Below are 17,785 nucleotides of genomic sequence, written 5' to 3'. Positions count from 1 at the left end.
GGCGAAGCGTGCCAGAGGTGCGGTGCCTCCGGCGAGTCCCCATCATGCGACGGCGCCGAAGGTGCGGCCCGCCGTGACGCAGGCATGCCAGAGCTCGGCGCCAAAGGAGCGGTAGCAGCCCAGCACGACATCCTCCTCGCGGCGCCACACCAGCACGCCGATGTGTCCCGCGAGCGTGTGCGCGACGCTGCCGGGCGGGAACGCCTGCGCGTCGAGATCGATCGGCAGCAGCCGCGAGAGCGCCTCGATCGCGTCGGTCCCGCCGACCGTGATGAGCGTGCGCGCGCCGGCGAGTGGCGCGACCGCGCCGGCATCGCCGATCGCGGCATCCAGTCGCGACGCGGCGCGCAACCCGTCCGCCGGCAGCAGCACGAGAGACTGGCCGAGCCCGCCCCACAGCACGGCCGCGCCGTCCGCGCCGACGACGGCGCGCCCCGTCTCCGGCAAGCCGAGACCGAGGGAGGCGCGCAGCCGCGCGTCGAGATCGGCGCGCCGTCCCCGGCGCGGCGCGAGCGCGACGAGACCCTCGCTGTCCAGGGAGGAGAGCCGCACGCCGGGTGCGCCGTCCGGTCGGCCGGACCGGCCCGGCCGGATCACGCCATCGAGCGCGGTGATGCGCGCGAGCTCAGCCACGGGTGCGCCCTCCCTCGGGATCGACGAACACGGGCGCGCAGACCTCGGCGAGCGTGTCGCCGCCGCGCAGCGCGTCATAGACGCGCACGGTCTCGCCGATGCGCGCGGGGCCGCGACGCAGCAGGGCGAGCGCGATCGGGTGGCCGAGCGTGGGCGAGACGCAGGCCGAGGTGACATAGCCCTCGCCATTGTCGCTGGTCTCGGCCGCGCCTGGCGAGAGCAGGTGCGATCCCGCGCGGATGTCGCTCCGCCCATCGCGCGGCTTCAGCCCGACCAGCGCGGGCCGGTCCGGGTCGGCGAGTGCCGGGCGCTTGGCCATGTGCCCGCCGATGCACTCCTTGCGGGTGGAGACGAGACGCGCGAGGCCGAGATCGCCGGCCGTGGTGTGGCCGTTCAGCTCGCCGCCCGCCGGGTGGCCCTTCTCGATGCGCAGCACGCCGAGCGCCTCGGTGCCGTAGGGCGTGACGCCGAACCTCTCGCCCACCTGCATGATCCGCTCCATCAGTGCGGTGCCGTAGTCGGGCGGGATGCCGATCTCGTAGGCGCGCTCGCCCGAGAAGGAGAGGCGGTAGAGGCGCACGGGCACGCCGCCGACACTCCCGCTGGTCGCCGCCATGTGCGGCAAGGCGCCGTCCGCGATGTCCGTGCCCGGATCGAGCAACGCCGCGAGCAGCTCGCGCGATCGCGGCCCGGCGATCGAGAGCTGCGCCCAGGCATCCGTCACCGACAGCATCGCGAGGTCGAGCTCCGGCCGCAGCACCTGGTGCGCATGTTCGAGATGCTGCATCACGCGGCCGGCATTGGCTGTCGTCGTCGTGATGAAGAACCGGTCCTCGGCGAGCCGCGCGACGGTGCCGTCATCCAGCACGAACCCGTCCTCGCGCAGCATCAGCCCGTAGCGGATGCGCCCGGCGCGCAGCGTCGAGATCGTGTTCGCATAGACGAAGTCGAGGAACGTCGCCGCGTCCGGCCCGACCACCTCGATCTTGCCGAGCGTGGAGACGTCGCACACGCCGACCGCCTCGCGCACGGCCCGCACCTCGCGCGCGACCGTCTCCTGCCAGCGCGTCTCGCCTCGGCGCGTGTACCACTGCGCGCGCAGCCACGGCCCGACCTCGACGAAACTCGCGCCATGCGCCGCGGCCCAGGCATGGGTGGGCGTGCGGCGCGTCGGGCGGAAGTCGCGGCCGCGATGGGGCCCCGCCAGCGCGCCGATCGCGACCGGCGTCCAGGGCGGGCGGAAGGTGGTCGTGCCTGTGCCCTCGATGCCGCGCCCGGTCAGCTCCGCCATGATGGCGATGCCGGGCACGCTCGCGGTCTTGCCCTGGTCGGTCGCCATGCCGAGCGTGGTGTAGCGTTTCAGATGCTCGACCGAGCGGTAGCCCTCGCGATGCGCGAGCGCGATGTCGTCGGCCGTGACGTCGTTCTGCAGATCGACGAAGGCCTTGCCGTGCCCGGGCACGTGGAACAGCGCGATGCCGTCGCGCGGCTCGTCCTCGGCGCGTGGCGGATCCGCGGGGACGGGCGAGAAGCCGCAGTCGCGCGCGGCCGCCACGCCGGCGGCCAGCCCGTCGGCGAGCGCGGCGGCGAGCGTGCCGCGCCCGGCGGCCGCACCGGCGAGCGTCACCCCGGCGGGGGGCGTGTCGAGCAGGAAGCCGCGCGCCGCCTCGTCCCAGCGCGGCCGCGCGCCGAGATGGCAGGCGAGATGGATCGAGGGGTTCCAGCCCCCGGAGACCGCGAGCAGATCGGCCTGCATGCGCGTCACCTCACCGCGCGCATCGCGCCAATCGACCGCGGCGAGGCGATGGCGCCCGACCGTGCCGACCACCGTGCCGGTGATCACCTGCGCCTGGGCGCGCGCGGCCTCGGCGCGCAGGGCGGGCGGGATGTCGGGGCGCGGATCGACCACCGCGACCACGTCCACGTCGGCAGCGGCCAGTGCCGAGACCGTGCGCCAGCCGTCATCGCCGGCGGTGAACACGACGGCGCGCCGGCCCGGCCGCACGGCGTAGCGGTGCACGTAGGCGCGCACCGCGCCCGCGAGCATCACGCCCGGGCGGTCGTTGCCGGCGAACACGATCGGCCGCTCGATGGCGCCGGCTGCGACGACGATGCGCCGCGCGACGATGCGCCAGGCCCGCTGGCGCGGCAGATGCGCGGGCGGCTCGGGCAGGTGGTCGGCCACACGCTCCACCGCGCCGACCGTGCCGTGGTCGAACAGCCCGTAGGCGGCGGTGCGGCGCAGGATGCGGCAGCGCGGGGCTGCGGCGAGTTCCGCCTCCACGGCCTCCACCCAGCGCGCGGCCGGCATGCCGTCGATCTCCATCGCCTCGGCGAGCGCGCGGCCGCCGAGCCGCTCGTCCTCCTCGATCAGCACGGTGCGTGCACCGGCCCGTGCAGCTGCGCGTGCGGCCATCAGCCCGGCGGGGCCGGCGCCGATAATCAGCACGTCGCAGTGCAGATGCGCCTTCTCGTAGTGGTCCGGATCGGGTGCCTCGGCGGCCCGGCCGAGCCCGGCGGCGCGGCGGATCAGCTTCTCGTAGACGCGTTCCCAGAACGCGGCCGGCCACATGAAGGTCTTGTAGTAGAACCCGGCGGCGAAGAGCGGCGCGAACAGCCCGTTCACCGCCATCGCATCGAAGCGAAGCGAGGGCCAGCGGTTCTGGCTTGCCGCCGCGAGCCCGTCGAACAGCGCGGCCGTGGTCGCGCGCGTGTTCGGCTCGCGCCGCGCGCCGGTGCGCAGTTCGACCAGGGCGTTCGGCTCCTCCGGTCCGGCCGAGACCACGCCGCGCGGGCGGTGCAGCTTGAACGACCGTCCGACGAGGTGGATGCCGTTCGCAAGCAGCGCGGCGGCGAGCGTGTCGCCGGCATGCCCCGTGAGTCGCCGTCCGTCGAAGGTGAAGGAGAGGAGTTGCGTCCGGTCGATCAGTCCGCCGGCGGCGAGGCGAAAGGGCTGCGCTGTGCCGTGCACAGTGGTCATCGCGCCGCCTCCGGGTCGCGCGCGAGCGCGGCGTGTTCGATCCGGTGCGTGCGCACATCGCGCGTCACCACGATCCAGGCGCGGCAGCCCTGGCCGTGCCACCACAGCTCGCGATGCATCCCGGCCGGGTTCTCCCGTTCGTGCATGTAGGCATGCCACGCGTCCTCCGACGCGTCCGGCGCCGGGCGCGTGAGCCCGGCCGGGCCGAGATAGGTGAACTCCTCGTTGCCGCGGGCACCGCAGCAGGGGCAGGGGATGCGCATCAGTGCAGGTTCGGGGTCGCGCCCGCCCCCTTCTCGTCGAGCACCGCGCCGGTGCGGAAACGATCGAGCGTGAAGGCCGCATTCAGCGGATGCGGGGCGCCGGTGGCGATGGTGTGCGCGAAGCACCAGCCCGAGGCGGGCGTGGCCTTGAACCCGCCATAGCACCAGCCGCAGTTCAGGAAGAGACCCTCGATCGGCGTGGTGCCGATGATCGGCGAGCCGTCCATCGACATGTCCATGATGCCGCCCCATTGGCGCAGATACCGCAGCCGCGAGAAGGCCGGGAACAGCGCGACGGCGCACTCCATCACCTCCTCGACCACGGGCAGGTTTCCGCGTTGGGCGTAGCTGTTGTAGCCGTCGATGTCGCCGCCGAACACGAGCCCGCCCTTGTCGGACTGGCTGATGTAGAAGTGTCCGGCGCCGAAGGTGACGACGGTGTCGAGCGCCGGCTTGATCCCCTCGCTGACGAAGGCCTGGAGCACATGGCTCTCGATCGGCAGGCGCAGCCCCGCCATGGCCGCCACGCGCGAGGAGTTGCCGGCGGCCGCCAGGCCGATGCGGCGCGCGCGGATGGGCCCGCGCGTGGTCTGCACGCCGACCACACGGCCCTGCACGACGTCGATCCCCGTCACCTCGCAGTTCTGGAGGATGTCGACGCCGCGCCGGTCGGCCGCGCGCGCATAGCCCCAGGCGACCGCATCGTGCCGCACCGTGCCGCCGCGCCGCTGCAACAGGCCGCCTTTCACCGGGAAGCGTGCGTTCTCCATGTCGAGCCCCGGCACCATCGCGCGCACGGCGGCCGCGTCGAGCAGCTCGGCATCCACGCCGGCGAGCCGCATCGCGTTGCCGCGCCGCGCATAGGCATCGCGCTGGGCATCGGAATGATACAGGTTCAGCACGCCGCGCTGGCTGACCATGGCGTTGAAGTTGATGTCCTGCTCCAGCCCTTCCCAGAGCTGGAGCGACTTCTCGTAGAAATGCGTGTTCGCCGGCAGCAGGTAGTTCGAGCGGATGATCGTCGTGTTCCGCCCGACATTGCCGGAGCCGATATGGCTCTTCTCCAGCACGGCGACGTTCGTGATGCCGTGCTCCTTGGCGAGGTAGTAGGCGGTCGCGAGCCCGTGGCCGCCGCCGCCGACGATCAGCGTGTCGTACGCGGGCTTCGGTTCGGGATCACGCCAGGCGGGTGTCCAGTGCCGCTGGCCCGTGAGGGCGCCGCGGATGAGGGCGAGGGCGGAGTAGCGCATGCCGGAATCGGTCCGTGGGGCTGGTCAGCCGTGCAGGAACTCTGGCAGGGTCGCGCGCCGCGACATGCCCGCAAGCGACATCGGATTGACCATGCGCGACCTGCCGTCTCGGCCCGAAGGCCGGGCAGCGATCCCCTACCGCGCCGCGGAGCAGACGCCGCGGCGCATCGGTGTGCTGCTGATCCCGGGTTTCGCGCTGCTGACCTATGCCTGCGCCGTCGAGCCCTATCGCGCGGCCAACGTGCTGGCCGGCCGGACGCTCTATCGGTGGATGCACGTCTCGCCCGATGGCGGACCGGTGCCGGCGTCGAACGGCGTGGCGGTGATCCCGGATCAGGGGCTCGACCGGCCGCTCGCGGTGGACGACCTGTTCGTCTGCGCCGGCGGCAACCCGACCGCGTTCGACGATCGGGCCGCGCTGGCCTGGCTGCGCCGCCAGGCGCGTCGGGGTATCCGCATCGGCGGATTGTCGGGCGGCCCGCTGGTGCTGGCGCGCGCCGGCCTGCTGCGCGACCGGCGCTGCACGATCCACTGGGAGTACCGGCCCGCCCTGGTCGAGGCGTTCCCCGATCTCGACGTCACCTCCAGCCTGTTCGAGATCGATCGCGACCGGGTCACCGCCTCCGGCGGCACCGCGACGCTCGACCTGATGCTCGCGCTGATCGCCGCGCGGCACGGGCGCGCGCTGGCGGCCGCGGTGGGCGAGTGGTTCCTGCATACCCAGCTCCGGTTGCCCGGCGCACAGCAGCGGAGCGCGCTCCAGCATCGCTATGACATCAGCAGCCCGGCCGTGCTGCGCGCTCTCGAACGGATGGAAGCGAGCATCGAGGAGCCGCTCGCGCGCGAGGCGCTGGCACGCGCCGCCCGCGTCTCGGTGCGCCAGCTCGAACGCCTGTTCGCGGCGCAGCTTGGCCGGACGATCCGCGCCCAGTACCGCGCGCTGCGACTCGATCGGGCGCGTGCGCTGCTCCAGGAGACGACCATGCCGGTGCTGCAGGTCGCGATGGCCACGGGCTTCGTCTCCGCGGCCCATTTCGCGCGCGCCTACCGCGCGCAGTTCGGGCATCCGCCCCGTGCCGAGCGTGAGCGCGCCCGGGGGGGCGGGCCTGCGGCGGCACGGCGCTCCACGCGGCGCGTCCCCCGTGGCGCCACGGTCGCTTGAACCGTCCCCGCCTTCCGGTTGCCGGGGCCGGTCGGCACGGCGCGGGCGGTGTCGCAGGCGAAGGGCAGCCGTGACGAGGCGGCACGGCCGGGCTGCCCTCTGCCAGTTCCGTCGCCTTCCGACCGCGGATAGTCTGCGCGCCCCACCCGACAGGAGCCCTAGGGCATGGCCGAGAAGTCCTTCGATGTCATCGTGATCGGTGCCGGTCCCGGCGGCTATGTCTGCGCCATTCGCGCTGCCCAGCTCGGGCTGAGCGTGGCATGCGTCGAGATGCGCGAGACCCTCGGCGGCACCTGCCTGAACGTGGGCTGCATCCCCTCCAAGGCGCTGCTGCAGTCCTCCGAGAAATTCGCCGAAGCGGGCCATGCCCTCGCCGATCACGGTGTGAGGGTGGACGGCGTGTCGCTCGACCTCGCGCGGATGCAGGCGCGCAAGGGTGAGGTGGTGAAGGCGAACGTGGACGGGGTCGCGTTCCTGTTCCGCAAGAACAAGGTGACCTGGCTGAAGGGGAAGGGCCGGATCGCCGCGCCGGGCCGGGTCGAGGTCGCGGGCGAGACCTACGCGGCGAAGCACATCGTCATCGCCACCGGCTCGGAGTCGGTGCCGCTGCCGGGGGTGGAGATCGACGAGCGGACGGTCGTCACCTCCACCGGCGGCCTCGCGCTCGATCGTGTGCCCGGCCACCTGGTGGTGATCGGCGGCGGCTATATCGGTCTCGAACTCGGCTCGGTGTGGCGCCGGCTCGGCGCGAAGGTGACGGTGGTGGAGTTCCTCGACCGCATCGTGCCGACCATGGATGGCGAGGTCGCGAAGCAGTTCCAGCGCATCCTCGCCAAGCAGGGCCTCGTCTTCCGCCTCGGCACGAAAGTGACCGGCGCGCGCAAGGGCGATGAGGGCGTGACGCTGACCGTCGAGTCGGCGAAGGGCGGCAAGGCCGAGGAGATCGTCGCCGATGTGGTCCTGGTCGCGATCGGACGGCGTGCCTACACCGAGGGGCTCGGCCTCGCCGAGGTCGGTGTGCAGCTCGACGAGCGCGGCCGGGTGAAGACGACCAACGGGTTCGCCACCTCCGTGCCCGGCATCTGGGCGATCGGCGACGTGATCGCCGGCCCGATGCTCGCCCACAAGGCGGAGGACGAAGGCGTGGCGCTCGCCGAGACCCTCGCCGGCCAACACCCGCACGTGAACTACGAGGCGATCCCGGGGGTGGTGTACACGTGGCCCGAGGTCGCCTCGGTCGGCGCGACCGAGGAGGAGCTGAAATCGCGCGGGGTTGCCTACAAGGCCGGCAGGTTCCCGTTCAGCGCGAATGGCCGGGCGCGCGCGATGGGCGAGACGGACGGGTTCGTGAAGATCCTCGCTGATGCGGCGACCGACCGGCTGCTCGGCGCGCACATTCTCGGCCCCGATGCCGGCACGCTGATCGCCGAACTGGCGCTGGCGATCGAGTTCGGCGCCTCGTCGGAGGATGTCGCCCGCACGAGCCACGCCCATCCCAGCCTGAACGAGGCGGTGAAGGAGGCCGCGCTCGCGGCGCACGGCAAGCCGCTGCACCTGTAGCGCCAGGGCAAGCGGCGGCGGAGCGGTTTCCGCGTGCCGATCGCCGTCCGGGCGCGTGATGTCCGCCGCGGAGTGCGTCGGGAATGTCCCGGACCGCACGGATCCGCGCGATCATTGCCGGGCACCGCGCCCAGGACCGAGGGGCGCTGGCGCTGGCCACCGCTTTCCGCAACGGTCTCGGCAATCCCGCGACGGCCGCCGAAATCGACGAGGCGGTGGCGTTCTACCGCGCGATTCTCGATGCCGTGCCGATCCTGCTCGACCGCCTGCGCGAGCGACGGCTATCACACCAGCCGCTTCTTGCGGGTCGACTGGCAGGGCAACGTCGAATACGTGACCGACCGCGTCCCATGCACCTGTGCCGGCGGGCAGATCATCTGCCGGACCTGTGCCGGCGCGGGATACGTCTGAGGCCGCGCGCTCAGCTTGCGACCCCCCCCCGACGTCACGGTTCCCTGTTCGATTCCAGGCACTTTTCGTGTAGAGTTCGTCTGGAACATGAGCACAGACGCCGCCCCCCGCCTGATCTCGGCCGATCTCGCGCGCCTGCTGCGGCGGCGTCTCGCCGACCTGCTCGGGCTCATCGCCGCGCTGGTGGGGCTGACCCTGGCCGTGGCTCTCGCCAGCCACGACCCCGCCGACGCCTCGCTGAACACCGCGACCGGAGAGCCGGTGGTCAACCTCGCCGGACGGACCGGGGCGGTGGTCTCGGACGCGGCCCTCCAGGGCCTCGGGCTCGCGGCCTGGCTGCTGGTGGCGGTGCCGCTCGGCTGGGCCTTCGCCCTGGTCGCGCGCGGCGCGGTGGGGGCACCGCTGGTGCGCTTCGCCTGCCTTCTCGCCGCCCTGCCGCTGGTGGCAGCCTCGCTCGCGCTGCTGCCGCTCCGCGGCTGGGGGACGCTGCCGGCGGGGCCCGGCGGTGTGGCCGGACCGCTCGTGCGGGACTGGACGCTCGGTCTCGGCCATGCCGTGCTCGGGCCGCTCGGCGCCGTGTTCGCGGCGCTGTTCACGCTCGGCCTCGCGGTCGCGCTGTCCTTCGTCGCGATCGGGCTCAGCCCGCTGGAGTGGCGTCGCGCCGGGGTCGCGGCGGCGCGGGGCACGGGTGGGCTGTTCCGACGTGCCCGCGGCGCGGCCACGGCCGCTCGCTCGTGGGCGCAGGGCGTGATCGCGGCGTTCCGGCGTCCCGCACCGCGCGAGGAGCCGGCTCTCCGTCGCGAGCCACGGCTCGGCCCGGATCCCGTGATCGACGAGCCGGCCCCTGTGCCACACCCCGCGCCGCCGCCGCGCGGCCCGCGGCCGCGCGTCGATCCGCCGGCTGAGCCCAGGCGCGCCGCCGCCCAGGGCACGCTGCCGCTCGCCGGCGCCGGCTGGGTGCCGCCGCCGCTGACGCTTCTCGCCGAGCCGCCCGCCACGCGCCCCGGCCGCCCCTCGCCCGAGAGCCTGGAGGCGAACGCGCGCATGCTGGAGGGTGTGCTGTCGGATTTCGGCGTGCAGGGCCGCATCGTCGCGATCCGCCCGGGGCCGGTGGTGACGCTCTACGAGCTCGAACCCGCGCCCGGCACCAAGTCCTCGCGCGTGATCGGGCTCGCCGACGACATCGCCCGCTCGATGAGCGCGATCAGCGTGCGCGTCGCGGTGGTGCCCGGGCGCAACGCGATCGGCATCGAACTGCCGAACACGCGGCGCGAGACGGTCTATCTCTCCGAACTGCTCGGCTCGGAGGAGTGGGCGAAGGCCAAGGGCCGGCTCGATCTCGCGCTCGGCAAGGACATCGGCGGCGCGCCGGTGATCGTCGATCTCGCCGGCATGCCGCATCTGCTGATCGCCGGCACCACGGGCGCGGGCAAGTCGGTCGCGATCAACACCATGATCCTGTCGATCCTGATGCGGCACCCGCCCGAGGAGTGCCGCTTCATCATGATCGACCCGAAGATGCTGGAGCTGTCGGTCTATGACCGCATCCCGCATCTGTTGGCCCCCGTGGTGACCGAGCCCGCCAAGGCGATCGGCGCGCTCAAGTGGGCGGTGCGCGAGATGGAGCGGCGCTACCGGCTGATGAGCCAGCTCGGCGTGCGCAACATCGCCGGCTACAACGCGCGCGTGACCGAGGCGCGCGGGCGCGGCGAGACGCCGACACGGCGCGTGCAGACCGGCTTCGATCCCGAGACCGGCCGCCCGGTGTGGGAGGACCAGCCGCTCAGCCTCGACCCGCTGCCGTTCATCGTCGTCGTGGTCGACGAGATGGCCGATCTGATGATCGTCGCCGGCAAGGAGATCGAGGCCGCCGTGCAGCGGCTCGCGCAGATGGCCCGCGCGGCGGGCATCCACATCCTGATGGCGACGCAGCGGCCCTCGGTCGACGTGATCACCGGCGTGATCAAGGCGAACTTCCCGACGCGCATCTCGTTCCGCGTGGTCGGCAAGGTGGACAGCCGCACCATCCTCGGCGAGCAGGGGGCCGAGCAGCTGCTCGGCCAGGGCGACATGCTCTACATGGCCGGCGGCGGGCGGATCACCCGCGTGCACGGGCCGTTCGTCTCCGACGGCGAGGTCGAGGCGGTGGTCGCGCATCTGCGCGAGCTCGGCGAGCCCGAGTATCTCGACGAGGTGACCGAGGCGGATGCCGCTGCGGGCGAGACCGCGGCCCTGCCCGGGATGGGCGGGCCGCTCGCCGGCGAGGAGAGCGACGAGGCCTCGCTCTACGATCGCGCGGTCGATCTGGTGGCGCGCGAGGGCAAGGCGTCCACCAGCTTCATCCAGCGCCACCTGCAGATCGGCTACAACCGCGCGGCCCGGCTGATCGAGCAGATGGAGAAGGAGGGCGTGGTCGGGCCGCCGAACCATGTCGGCAAGCGCGAGATCCTGGTGCGCCGGCCGGACGAGGATTGAGGCGGGCGGGTGGCCGCGATGCGCCGGCGGCCGCATTGATGCTGCCCGCGATCCCCATATAGAGGGTCTTCCACCGCGCGGAGGACCGGGACAGCATGCGGGATCACGTCGGCACTGCGGTGTCGGAGACACGCGCCCTGCCGATCTCGCCGGCGCTGGCGGTCGGGCTCGTGCTGGTGTTCGGCGGCGCGGCCTGGATCGGCAGCACGCAGGGCGCCCAGCATGGCTGGCTCTGGCTGGTCGGCGCGGGCCTCGGCTTCGTGCTGCATCACGCGACGTTCGGGTTCGCCGGCGCGTTCCGCCGCCTGTTCGCCGAGGCGCGCACGGCCGGCCTGCGCGCGCAGCTCGTGCTGCTCGGCCTCGGCGCGGCCCTGTTCCTGCCGACGCTCGCCGCGGCGCCGAGCCTCGGCATCGAGGTGCGCGGCTTCGTCTTCCCCTTCGGCCTCGCGACCGTGCTCGGCGCCTTCGTGTTCGGCATCGGTATGCAGGTGGCGGCGGGCTGCGTCTCCGGCACCTGCTACGCGGCGGGTGCGGGGAGTCCGGGCGCCCTGCTGACGCTGGCCTTCGCGGTCGTGGGCGCGACCGGGGCGGCGCTGACGGTCGATCTCTGGGGCGACTGGCCGGGCCTGCCGGCCGTCTCCCTGCCGGCGAGCCTCGGCACCGCGCCTGCGCTCGCGCTGACCCTCGCCGTGCTGGCCGCGGCCTGGCTCCTTGCCGCGGCGATCGAACGGCGCCGCCACGGCGCGGTGCAGCCGATCGGCGGCGCGCTGGGCGGGATCGTGCGCGGGCCGTGGCCGCTGCTCTGGGGCGCCGTCGGGCTCGCGCTGCTCAACCTCGCAACCCTGCTGCTCGCCGGCCGGCCCTGGGGGATCATCGCCGCCCTGCCGCTCTGGGGCAGCCTCGCCGTCGAGGCGCTGGGCTGGGACGATCCGGCGTTCTGGAGCTGGTGGCAGGAGCCCACACGGGCGGAGTGGCTGTTCAACCCGCTGCTCGCCGACCGCACCACGGTGATGCTGCTCGCGCTGATGGCAGGGGCGATGCTGGCCGCGTCGCTGGCCGGGCGCTTCGCCCGGCGCGGTGGGCTCACCCCCGGCCGCGCGTCCGGCGCGGTGCTTGGCGGGCTGATGATCGGCTGGGGCGGGATCGTCGCCGGCGGCTGCAACATCAGCGCCTATGTCTCGGGCATCGCCTCGGGCAGCCTGCACGGCTGGGTCTGGATCGCCGCGGCGCTGCCCGGCAACTGGCTGGTGGTGGCGCTCGGGCGGCGCCCGAGCCGGGCCTAACCCATGCCGAGCGCGCGCTTGTAGAGGTCGAGCAGGCTCTCCTGCTCCTCCACCTCCGCCTGGTCCTGGCGGCGCAGCCGGATGATCTGGCGCAGCACCTTGACGTCGAACCCCGCCGACTTGGCCTCGGCGTAGATGTCCTTGATGTCGCCGGCGAGCGCGCGCCGCTCCTCCTCCAGCCGCTCGATCCGCTCGACGAGCGAGCGCAGCCGGTCGGCGGCGATGCCGTAGGTCTGATCGTCGGTCTTCGGCTTCTCGGCGGCCTTGGCCATGGGGGTGCTCCTTCAGCGGGCCGCGTCGGATAGCCGGGGCGGCGGTCGCGATCAAGCGGCACCGCCGGCCGCCTGGTGCTCGGAAGGACTCCCGCGTCCGGTCCGGCACCGCGATGGCCAGACGCGTTTCGTTGACGTGCCAAACCGTTGGCGCACCGTATGATTCGGCAGCGGTTTCCCGGGGCCTGCCGTTCGCCCGCAGCGTGCAGGCGCACCTTCGACGAAACGCCGACTCAGCGTCCGGCAATCTCGCGGAACAGCCGCGCGGGCAGGGTGCCGCCGGTGACGCCACGCATCGGGCTCGCATCGTCGTTGCCGAGCCAGACGCCGATGACCAGTCCATCCACCGCGCCGATGAACCAGGCATCGCGGAAGCCCTGGGTGGTGCCGGTCTTGCCCGCGACCGCGCGGCCGGGGATGGCGGCGGCCCGGCCGGTGCCGCGCTCGACCGCATTGCGCAGCATGGCTGCGATCTGCGCCGCGCGCTCCTCGGGGATCGCCCGCACCGTGCTCGTCTCGCGACGCCACACGATCCGACCGCCGGCCTCGGCGCGCAGCACGCCGTGCGGCACGACGGCTCGGCCGCCATTGACGAAGGGGGCGTAGGCGGCGGCAAGCTCGAGCAAGCCCACCTCGCCGGTGCCGAGCGCGATCGTCGCATCGCGCGGCTGGTCCGAGACGATGCCGACGCGGCGCGCCGCCGCAGCCACGCGGGCAGCCCCGACCTCGGCGACGATCTGGGCGGCGATGGTGTTGATCGACTGGGCGAGCGCATCGGCGAGCGAAACGGGGCCGCGGAACCGGCCGTCGATGTTCTCGGGTCGCCAGCCGCCGATCGTGACCGGCCGATCCTCCAGCATGGTGGCCGGCGTCATTCCCGCCTCCAGCGCGGCCAGCCACACGAACGGCTTGAAGGCGCTGCCCGGCTGGCGGCGCGCGCCGGTCGCGCGGTTGAACCCGCCCGCGCGCGGCTCGCGGCCACCCACCATCGCCCGCACCGCGCCGGTTTCGGCATCCAGCGCCACCACGGCGCCTTCGCCGACGCCGAGCCGCGCGCCCTCGCCCGCGAGCAGCGCCGCGAGCCGGTCCTCCGCACGCGATTGCAGCCGCGGATCGAGGGTGGTGCGCAGCAGCAGGTCGCCACTGTGGTCGGTCGGCAGCGCGCCCAGCCGATCCTGCGCCCAGACCGCGAACCAGCCGGCGCCGCGCGGCGGGGCGGGGGCGAAGCCGCGCGCGGCCTCGGCCTCGGCGCGGCGGGCGGCCTCGGCGGAGAGCAGCCCGGCCTCGACCATGGCGGCCAGCACGACGCGGCCCCGCGCGATCGCGGCCGCGGGATCGGCGCGCGGGTTGAGTCGCGACGGCGCGCGCGGCAGCCCGGCGATCACCGCGGCCTGCCACACCGAAAGCCGCCGCGCCGGCACGCCGAAATAGAGCCGGGACGCCGCGTCCACCCCCCAGGCGCCGGCGCCGAGATAGACCCGGTTCAGCCAGACCGCGAGGATCTCGTCCTTGTCGAAGGCACGCTCCAGCCAGAGCGCGAGCAGCAGCTCCTGGCCCTTGCGGCGGAACGACCGGTCGGGGGTGAGGAACAGGTTCTTGGCGACCTGCTGCGTGATGGTCGAGCCGCCCTGCACGACCTGGCCCTGTGAGACGTTGACGAAGGCGGCACGGGCAAGTCCGATCGGATCGACGCCGAAATGCCATCGGAAGCGGCGATCCTCGATCGCGATCACGGCGTCGGCGACATGCGCCGGCAGGTCGCGCACCTGCACGGTCTCGCCGTAGAGGTCGCCGGAGCGGGCGAGCACGCCGCCCTCGGTGTCGAGCAGGGTCACGCCCGGGCGGCGTGTGGCTTCAAGCGCGGCGGCGGGGTGCGGCAGGTCCCAGGCGAGCCAGGCGAGCACGCCACCGAGCGCGAGCGTGCCCCAGAGCGTCGCGAGCACCACCCAGCGGACCAGCCGGAAGCGTCGGCGCGGCGGCCGGCGCGCCGCGGGGGTGCGTGCCGTGGCCGGCTTCCGCTTCGGGGCGACTCGGGCGGTTCGCGCCATGGTTGTCGCTTAGCACGCCACGATGGTCCGTGCGGACCCGATCGACGCCCGCACGTTCCGTCCGGTTCCTGCGCTGGCGCCGACCGGAACCAGCGCGGCCGCCGATCCGGCCGGGTGGCGCTGGCTCGGTCATGCGCTCGTCGGCCGGTCAGGCGCGACGCCTGACCGGCCGTCGGATCAAAGCTTGCGCCCGCCCTCCACCTGCTGGCGGATCGCCCGCAGGCTCTCGTTCATCTCGAGCAGCACGAACAGCACGCCGAACGTCATGACCCCGATGACGGTAGCGGCGATCAGCCCGACGATCGCGCCGATCACACCACCCGTGGTGTAGCCGGCGATGAGTCCGACCAGAAGCACCAGGACCAGCAGCACCATGCTGCTCTTCTCCAGCACTTCGAGGATGAAACGTTGCATAGCAAGTTCATCGCCCCCGCGCGAGGGGGTTACGCCGGCACATGCCGGCGTCCGAACTTTTGCCATGCGAAAAGAACGATGCCAATGCCGATGCCGAGCAGGTCGGTCAGGCCTTCCGGAACGATGCACATGATCGCTGCCGCGCCGCAAGCGACGCGCAGGGGCAGCCCGAGCCGGCCGCCCATGTAGCCCTCGGTCGCGCAGGCGAGCAGCACGACGCCGATTCCGGCCGTCGCGACAGCCTGGAACACGCCGAACAGCGGCCCCTGCGCGAGCAGCACCGGGTTCATGTAGAACATGTAGGGCACCATGAAGGTGGCCATGCCGAACTTCAGCGCCTTCAGGCTGGTGCCCCAGAGGCTGCCGCGCGCAAGCCCTGCCGCGGCGAAGGAGGCGAGTGCCACGGGCGGCGTGATCGCCGACAGCACCGCGTAGTAGAAGATGAACATGTGCGCCACGAGCGGTTCGACGCCCATGCGGATCAATCCGGGCGCGACCACTGCCGCGGCGATCGCATAGGCCGCGGTGGTCGGCACGCCCATGCCGAGAATCAGCGCGACGATCGCGGCGAAGGTCATCGCCAGCAGCGGCACCGAGCCACCGAGCTCCAGCAGGATGGTGGCGAACCGGCCGCCGATCCCGGTCAGCCCGATCACACCGGCGACGATGCCGGCGGTGGCGCAGACCGCGACGAGCTGCAGCGCTTCGCGCGACCCGCCTGCCAGCGCCTCGCAGATCGCGAGCCAGAGCTGCCAGAGGCTTCCGATCAGGGCGGTCAGTAGATTCTTGCGCGCAATGAACAGCCGGTGCGCGAGAAAGGTCGCGAACATGATCACGATCGTGGCGGCGATACCGAGGCCCGCGGCACGGAAGGGAGAATAGCCCGACAGCAGCACGACGATCAGGATCAGGAGCGGCGAGAACAGATATGCCCTCAACATCAGCCGCGGCAGGTTCGGCAGTTCCGAGCGCGGCAGGCCGTGCAGCCCCGCCTTGAGCGCATGCAGATCGGCATGCGCGTAGCAGGCGATGTAGTAGAGCACTGCCGGAATGATCCCGGCGATCAGGATCTCCTGGTACGGCACGCCCAGCACCTCGGCCATGATGAAGGCGCCCGCGCCCATGACCGGCGGCGCGAGCTGGCCGCCCGTCGACGCGGTCGCCTCGACCGCGCCGGCCGTATCCGGATCATATCCGGCGCGCTTCATCATCGGGATGGTGAAAGTGCCCGAGGCGACCACGTTCGCGACCGACGAACCCGAGACCGCGCCGAACATCGAGGACGATACGACCGCCACCTTGGCCGGGCCACCACGCGCCCAGCCGACGAGGCCCATCGCGAGGTCGTTGAAGAACTCGCCGGCCCTCGAGGTCTGGAGGAAGGCGGCGAAGGTGACGAACATGATGATGAAGGTCGAGGACACCGAGGTGGTGATGCCGAAGATCCCCTCGGTGCCGGCGAGGAAGTTCACCGCCTCGCGCCACGGCACGCCCGTGTGGTAGAGCGCGCCGGGCAGCCAGGGGCCCACAAAGATGTAGGCGATGAAGACGAGCGCGATGATCGGCATCGCGAGGCCGGCGGTGCGGCGGGAGAACTCGAGCAGGATCACGAGCGCAGTGACGCCGACGACCGTGTCGCGCTCGTTCGGCCCCATGAACGCGCGCATCTCGATGCCGTCGGCATCGAGGGCGAAATGCGCGACGATGCCCACGCAGCAGGCGATCAGCAGCCAGTCATACCAGGCGACCGTGTCGAGCCGGCTCTTCGGCGAGGCGGCGAACAGGCCGAGGCCGAGGATCGCGCCGACATAGACATGGACGGGCCGGGCGATCGTGGGGTCGATCGGATAGACCAACAGGACGACCATGTGGAAGGCGACGAAGGCGATGCCGAGCCAGCGGAAGGCGCTGGCCAGTGTAGGCCGAAGCGTCCGCTTGCTGGACGGCACCTCCATGTCGAGGATGCGTTGCGCCGCCTCGGCCTCGGCCGCCGGTGTGGTCCTGTCCATCCGCCCCCCAAAGGCTCCGCTTCCCCGCGGCCGGTCTGCGCCGGCCACAACCACGCTCGCCCCGCTTTCCAGCGGGCGCGCGGCGCACAGACTACGGGGACGGCGCGGGGGAGGGCAACGCGCCGTTTACGCCGAGGCTCCGGTCAGCCCCGCGAGCCCGAGGACGAGGCGTGCTCGCCGGTCCGCGCCGTCTCGCGCGCGCCTTCCGGCCCGAGCAGGGTGCCGGCGGGCTTCTGATCGGCCTCGGCGGCCTGGGTCTCGTCCTTGTCGTCCTTGATGTTCTGACGGAAGGACTTGATGCCCTTGGCCAGATCGCCCATCAGGCCGCTGATCTTCCCGCTGCCGAACAGCAGCAGGATGACGAGCAGCACGACAAGCCAGTGCCAGATGCTGAAGGTACCCATCGCGTGTGCGTCCGTCCCGTGTTGAAGCGCGCAAACCGGGACAGCCCGGCCCGGTTCCTATCTGGGGCGGACACTAGCCCAAGGGAAGGGGTTCGCGAAGGGGCCGGAGCGGGGACGCGCGGCCAGACCTCTTGTCGCGGGCGGGAGGGGCTGTAAACGTGCCGCGAGCGCGGAGGGATGGCCGAGTGGTCTAAGGCGCTCGCCTGGAAAGCGGGTACACGGGAAACCGTGTCGTGGGTTCGAATCCCACTCCCTCCGCCAGCGTCCCGTCTCGGTCCGTTCTCCTCCGCGGCGATGGGCGCCTCCACTGGACGCGGGTGAGGTCGTGGTCGAGCCGTTCTCCGGTTAGCAGGCTGCGGAAATTCACCGCTATGGGTTTGGTTTTTCTGGGCTGTGCGGCGGTTGGGTAGGGTTTGGCGAGCGGATGCGCTGGGTTTCCGGCGGCGATCTGCCGGAAAGATGGCGCGCCTGGGTGGATTTTGGCAGCGATTAGGGGGGCGTCGCCAGCAGCTTCGGTAGCCGGATCAAGTTGTAGGCCGCGACCCGCAGCGTGAAGCTCCATTGGACGCGCTCCAGCCCGCGCAGCAGGGTGCGGCGCATGCCGCCGATCTCCTTGCCCCA

At 72.6% G+C, this 17,785-nt stretch carries 13 protein-coding genes, 1 tRNA gene and 1 pseudogene; 5 read left to right on the top strand and 10 right to left on the bottom strand.

The features are described from left to right. Window positions 1-42: 42 nt before the first annotated feature. Genes F563_RS0102995 through F563_RS0102980 form a run of 4 tightly spaced genes read right to left on the bottom strand, consistent with a single transcriptional unit; the run spans window position 43 to window position 5,126 of the window. Window positions 43-633 (bottom strand): sarcosine oxidase subunit gamma, encoded by a 591-nt coding sequence (locus F563_RS0102995; RefSeq protein WP_019013161.1) that lies wholly within the window; start codon window positions 631-633, stop codon window positions 43-45. Continuing rightward, the gene (locus F563_RS0102990) at window positions 626-3,613 is read right to left on the bottom strand and encodes a sarcosine oxidase subunit alpha family protein (RefSeq protein WP_019013160.1); all 2,988 of its coding nucleotides are present in this window, start codon (window positions 3,611-3,613) and stop codon (window positions 626-628) included. Before F563_RS0102990 ends, F563_RS0102995 begins: the two co-directional genes overlap by 8 nt. After that, window positions 3,610-3,876: a sarcosine oxidase subunit delta gene (locus F563_RS0102985; RefSeq protein ID WP_019013159.1), complete on the bottom strand. Its 267-nt coding sequence runs from the start codon at window positions 3,874-3,876 to the stop codon at window positions 3,610-3,612. Before F563_RS0102985 ends, F563_RS0102990 begins: the two co-directional genes overlap by 4 nt. Next, the gene (locus tag F563_RS0102980; protein WP_019013158.1) at window positions 3,876-5,126 is read right to left on the bottom strand and encodes a sarcosine oxidase subunit beta family protein; all 1,251 of its coding nucleotides are present in this window, start codon (window positions 5,124-5,126) and stop codon (window positions 3,876-3,878) included. Before F563_RS0102980 ends, F563_RS0102985 begins: the two co-directional genes overlap by 1 nt. A gap of 64 nt (window positions 5,127-5,190) precedes the next feature. Between F563_RS0102980 and F563_RS0102975 the strand changes: the two genes are divergently transcribed. The 4 genes from F563_RS0102975 (at window position 5,191) to F563_RS0102955 (ending at window position 12,017) form a co-directional block, all read left to right on the top strand. Then, window positions 5,191-6,288 (top strand): GlxA family transcriptional regulator, encoded by a 1,098-nt coding sequence (locus tag F563_RS0102975; protein WP_019013157.1) that lies wholly within the window; start codon window positions 5,191-5,193, stop codon window positions 6,286-6,288. 165 nt (window positions 6,289-6,453) lie between these two features. Continuing rightward, a complete protein-coding gene (lpdA, locus tag F563_RS0102970; RefSeq protein ID WP_019013156.1) occupies window positions 6,454-7,848 on the top strand; it encodes a dihydrolipoyl dehydrogenase in 1,395 nt (464 codons plus the stop codon). A gap of 498 nt (window positions 7,849-8,346) precedes the next feature. Continuing rightward, window positions 8,347-10,734, top strand: coding sequence for a DNA translocase FtsK (locus F563_RS0102960; protein ID WP_019013154.1), 2,388 nt, complete (start codon window positions 8,347-8,349; stop codon window positions 10,732-10,734). A gap of 95 nt (window positions 10,735-10,829) precedes the next feature. After that, the gene (locus F563_RS0102955) at window positions 10,830-12,017 is read left to right on the top strand and encodes a YeeE/YedE thiosulfate transporter family protein (protein ID WP_019013153.1); all 1,188 of its coding nucleotides are present in this window, start codon (window positions 10,830-10,832) and stop codon (window positions 12,015-12,017) included. Here the strand turns inward: F563_RS0102955 and F563_RS0102950 are convergent. The 5 genes from F563_RS0102950 to F563_RS0102930 form a co-directional block, all read right to left on the bottom strand. Beyond that, window positions 12,014-12,289 (bottom strand): DUF2312 domain-containing protein, encoded by a 276-nt coding sequence (locus F563_RS0102950; protein ID WP_019013152.1) that lies wholly within the window; start codon window positions 12,287-12,289, stop codon window positions 12,014-12,016. The two genes, F563_RS0102955 and F563_RS0102950, sit on opposite strands and share 4 nt — an antisense overlap. A 233-nt stretch (window positions 12,290-12,522) precedes the next feature. Further along, window positions 12,523-14,337 (bottom strand): transglycosylase domain-containing protein, encoded by a 1,815-nt coding sequence (locus F563_RS0102945; RefSeq protein WP_019013151.1) that lies wholly within the window; start codon window positions 14,335-14,337, stop codon window positions 12,523-12,525. A gap of 177 nt (window positions 14,338-14,514) precedes the next feature. After that, entirely contained in the window at window positions 14,515-14,751 is a 237-nt protein-coding gene (locus F563_RS0102940) for a hypothetical protein (RefSeq protein ID WP_019013150.1), read from the bottom strand. A gap of 29 nt (window positions 14,752-14,780) precedes the next feature. Next, entirely contained in the window at window positions 14,781-16,760 is a 1,980-nt protein-coding gene (locus F563_RS0102935) for a TRAP transporter permease (RefSeq protein WP_019013149.1), read from the bottom strand. A 143-nt stretch (window positions 16,761-16,903) separates the two neighbouring features. After that, the gene (locus F563_RS0102930) at window positions 16,904-17,164 is read right to left on the bottom strand and encodes a twin-arginine translocase TatA/TatE family subunit (RefSeq protein WP_019013148.1); all 261 of its coding nucleotides are present in this window, start codon (window positions 17,162-17,164) and stop codon (window positions 16,904-16,906) included. A 171-nt stretch (window positions 17,165-17,335) separates the two neighbouring features. Here F563_RS0102930 and F563_RS0102925 point away from each other — a divergent pair. Next, a tRNA-Ser gene (locus F563_RS0102925) sits at window positions 17,336-17,425 on the top strand. 228 nt (window positions 17,426-17,653) lie between these two features. Here F563_RS0102925 and F563_RS25075 read toward each other — a convergent pair. After that, window positions 17,654-17,785: pseudogene (locus F563_RS25075) on the bottom strand (IS5/IS1182 family transposase); the annotation flags it as partial.

The organism is Elioraea tepidiphila DSM 17972 (genome assembly GCF_000378465.1).
GTDB lineage: Bacteria > Pseudomonadota > Alphaproteobacteria > Acetobacterales > Acetobacteraceae > Elioraea > Elioraea tepidiphila.
Note: the sequence above shows the minus strand (reverse complement) of the source record. Positions and strands in the feature narration are given on the sequence as shown.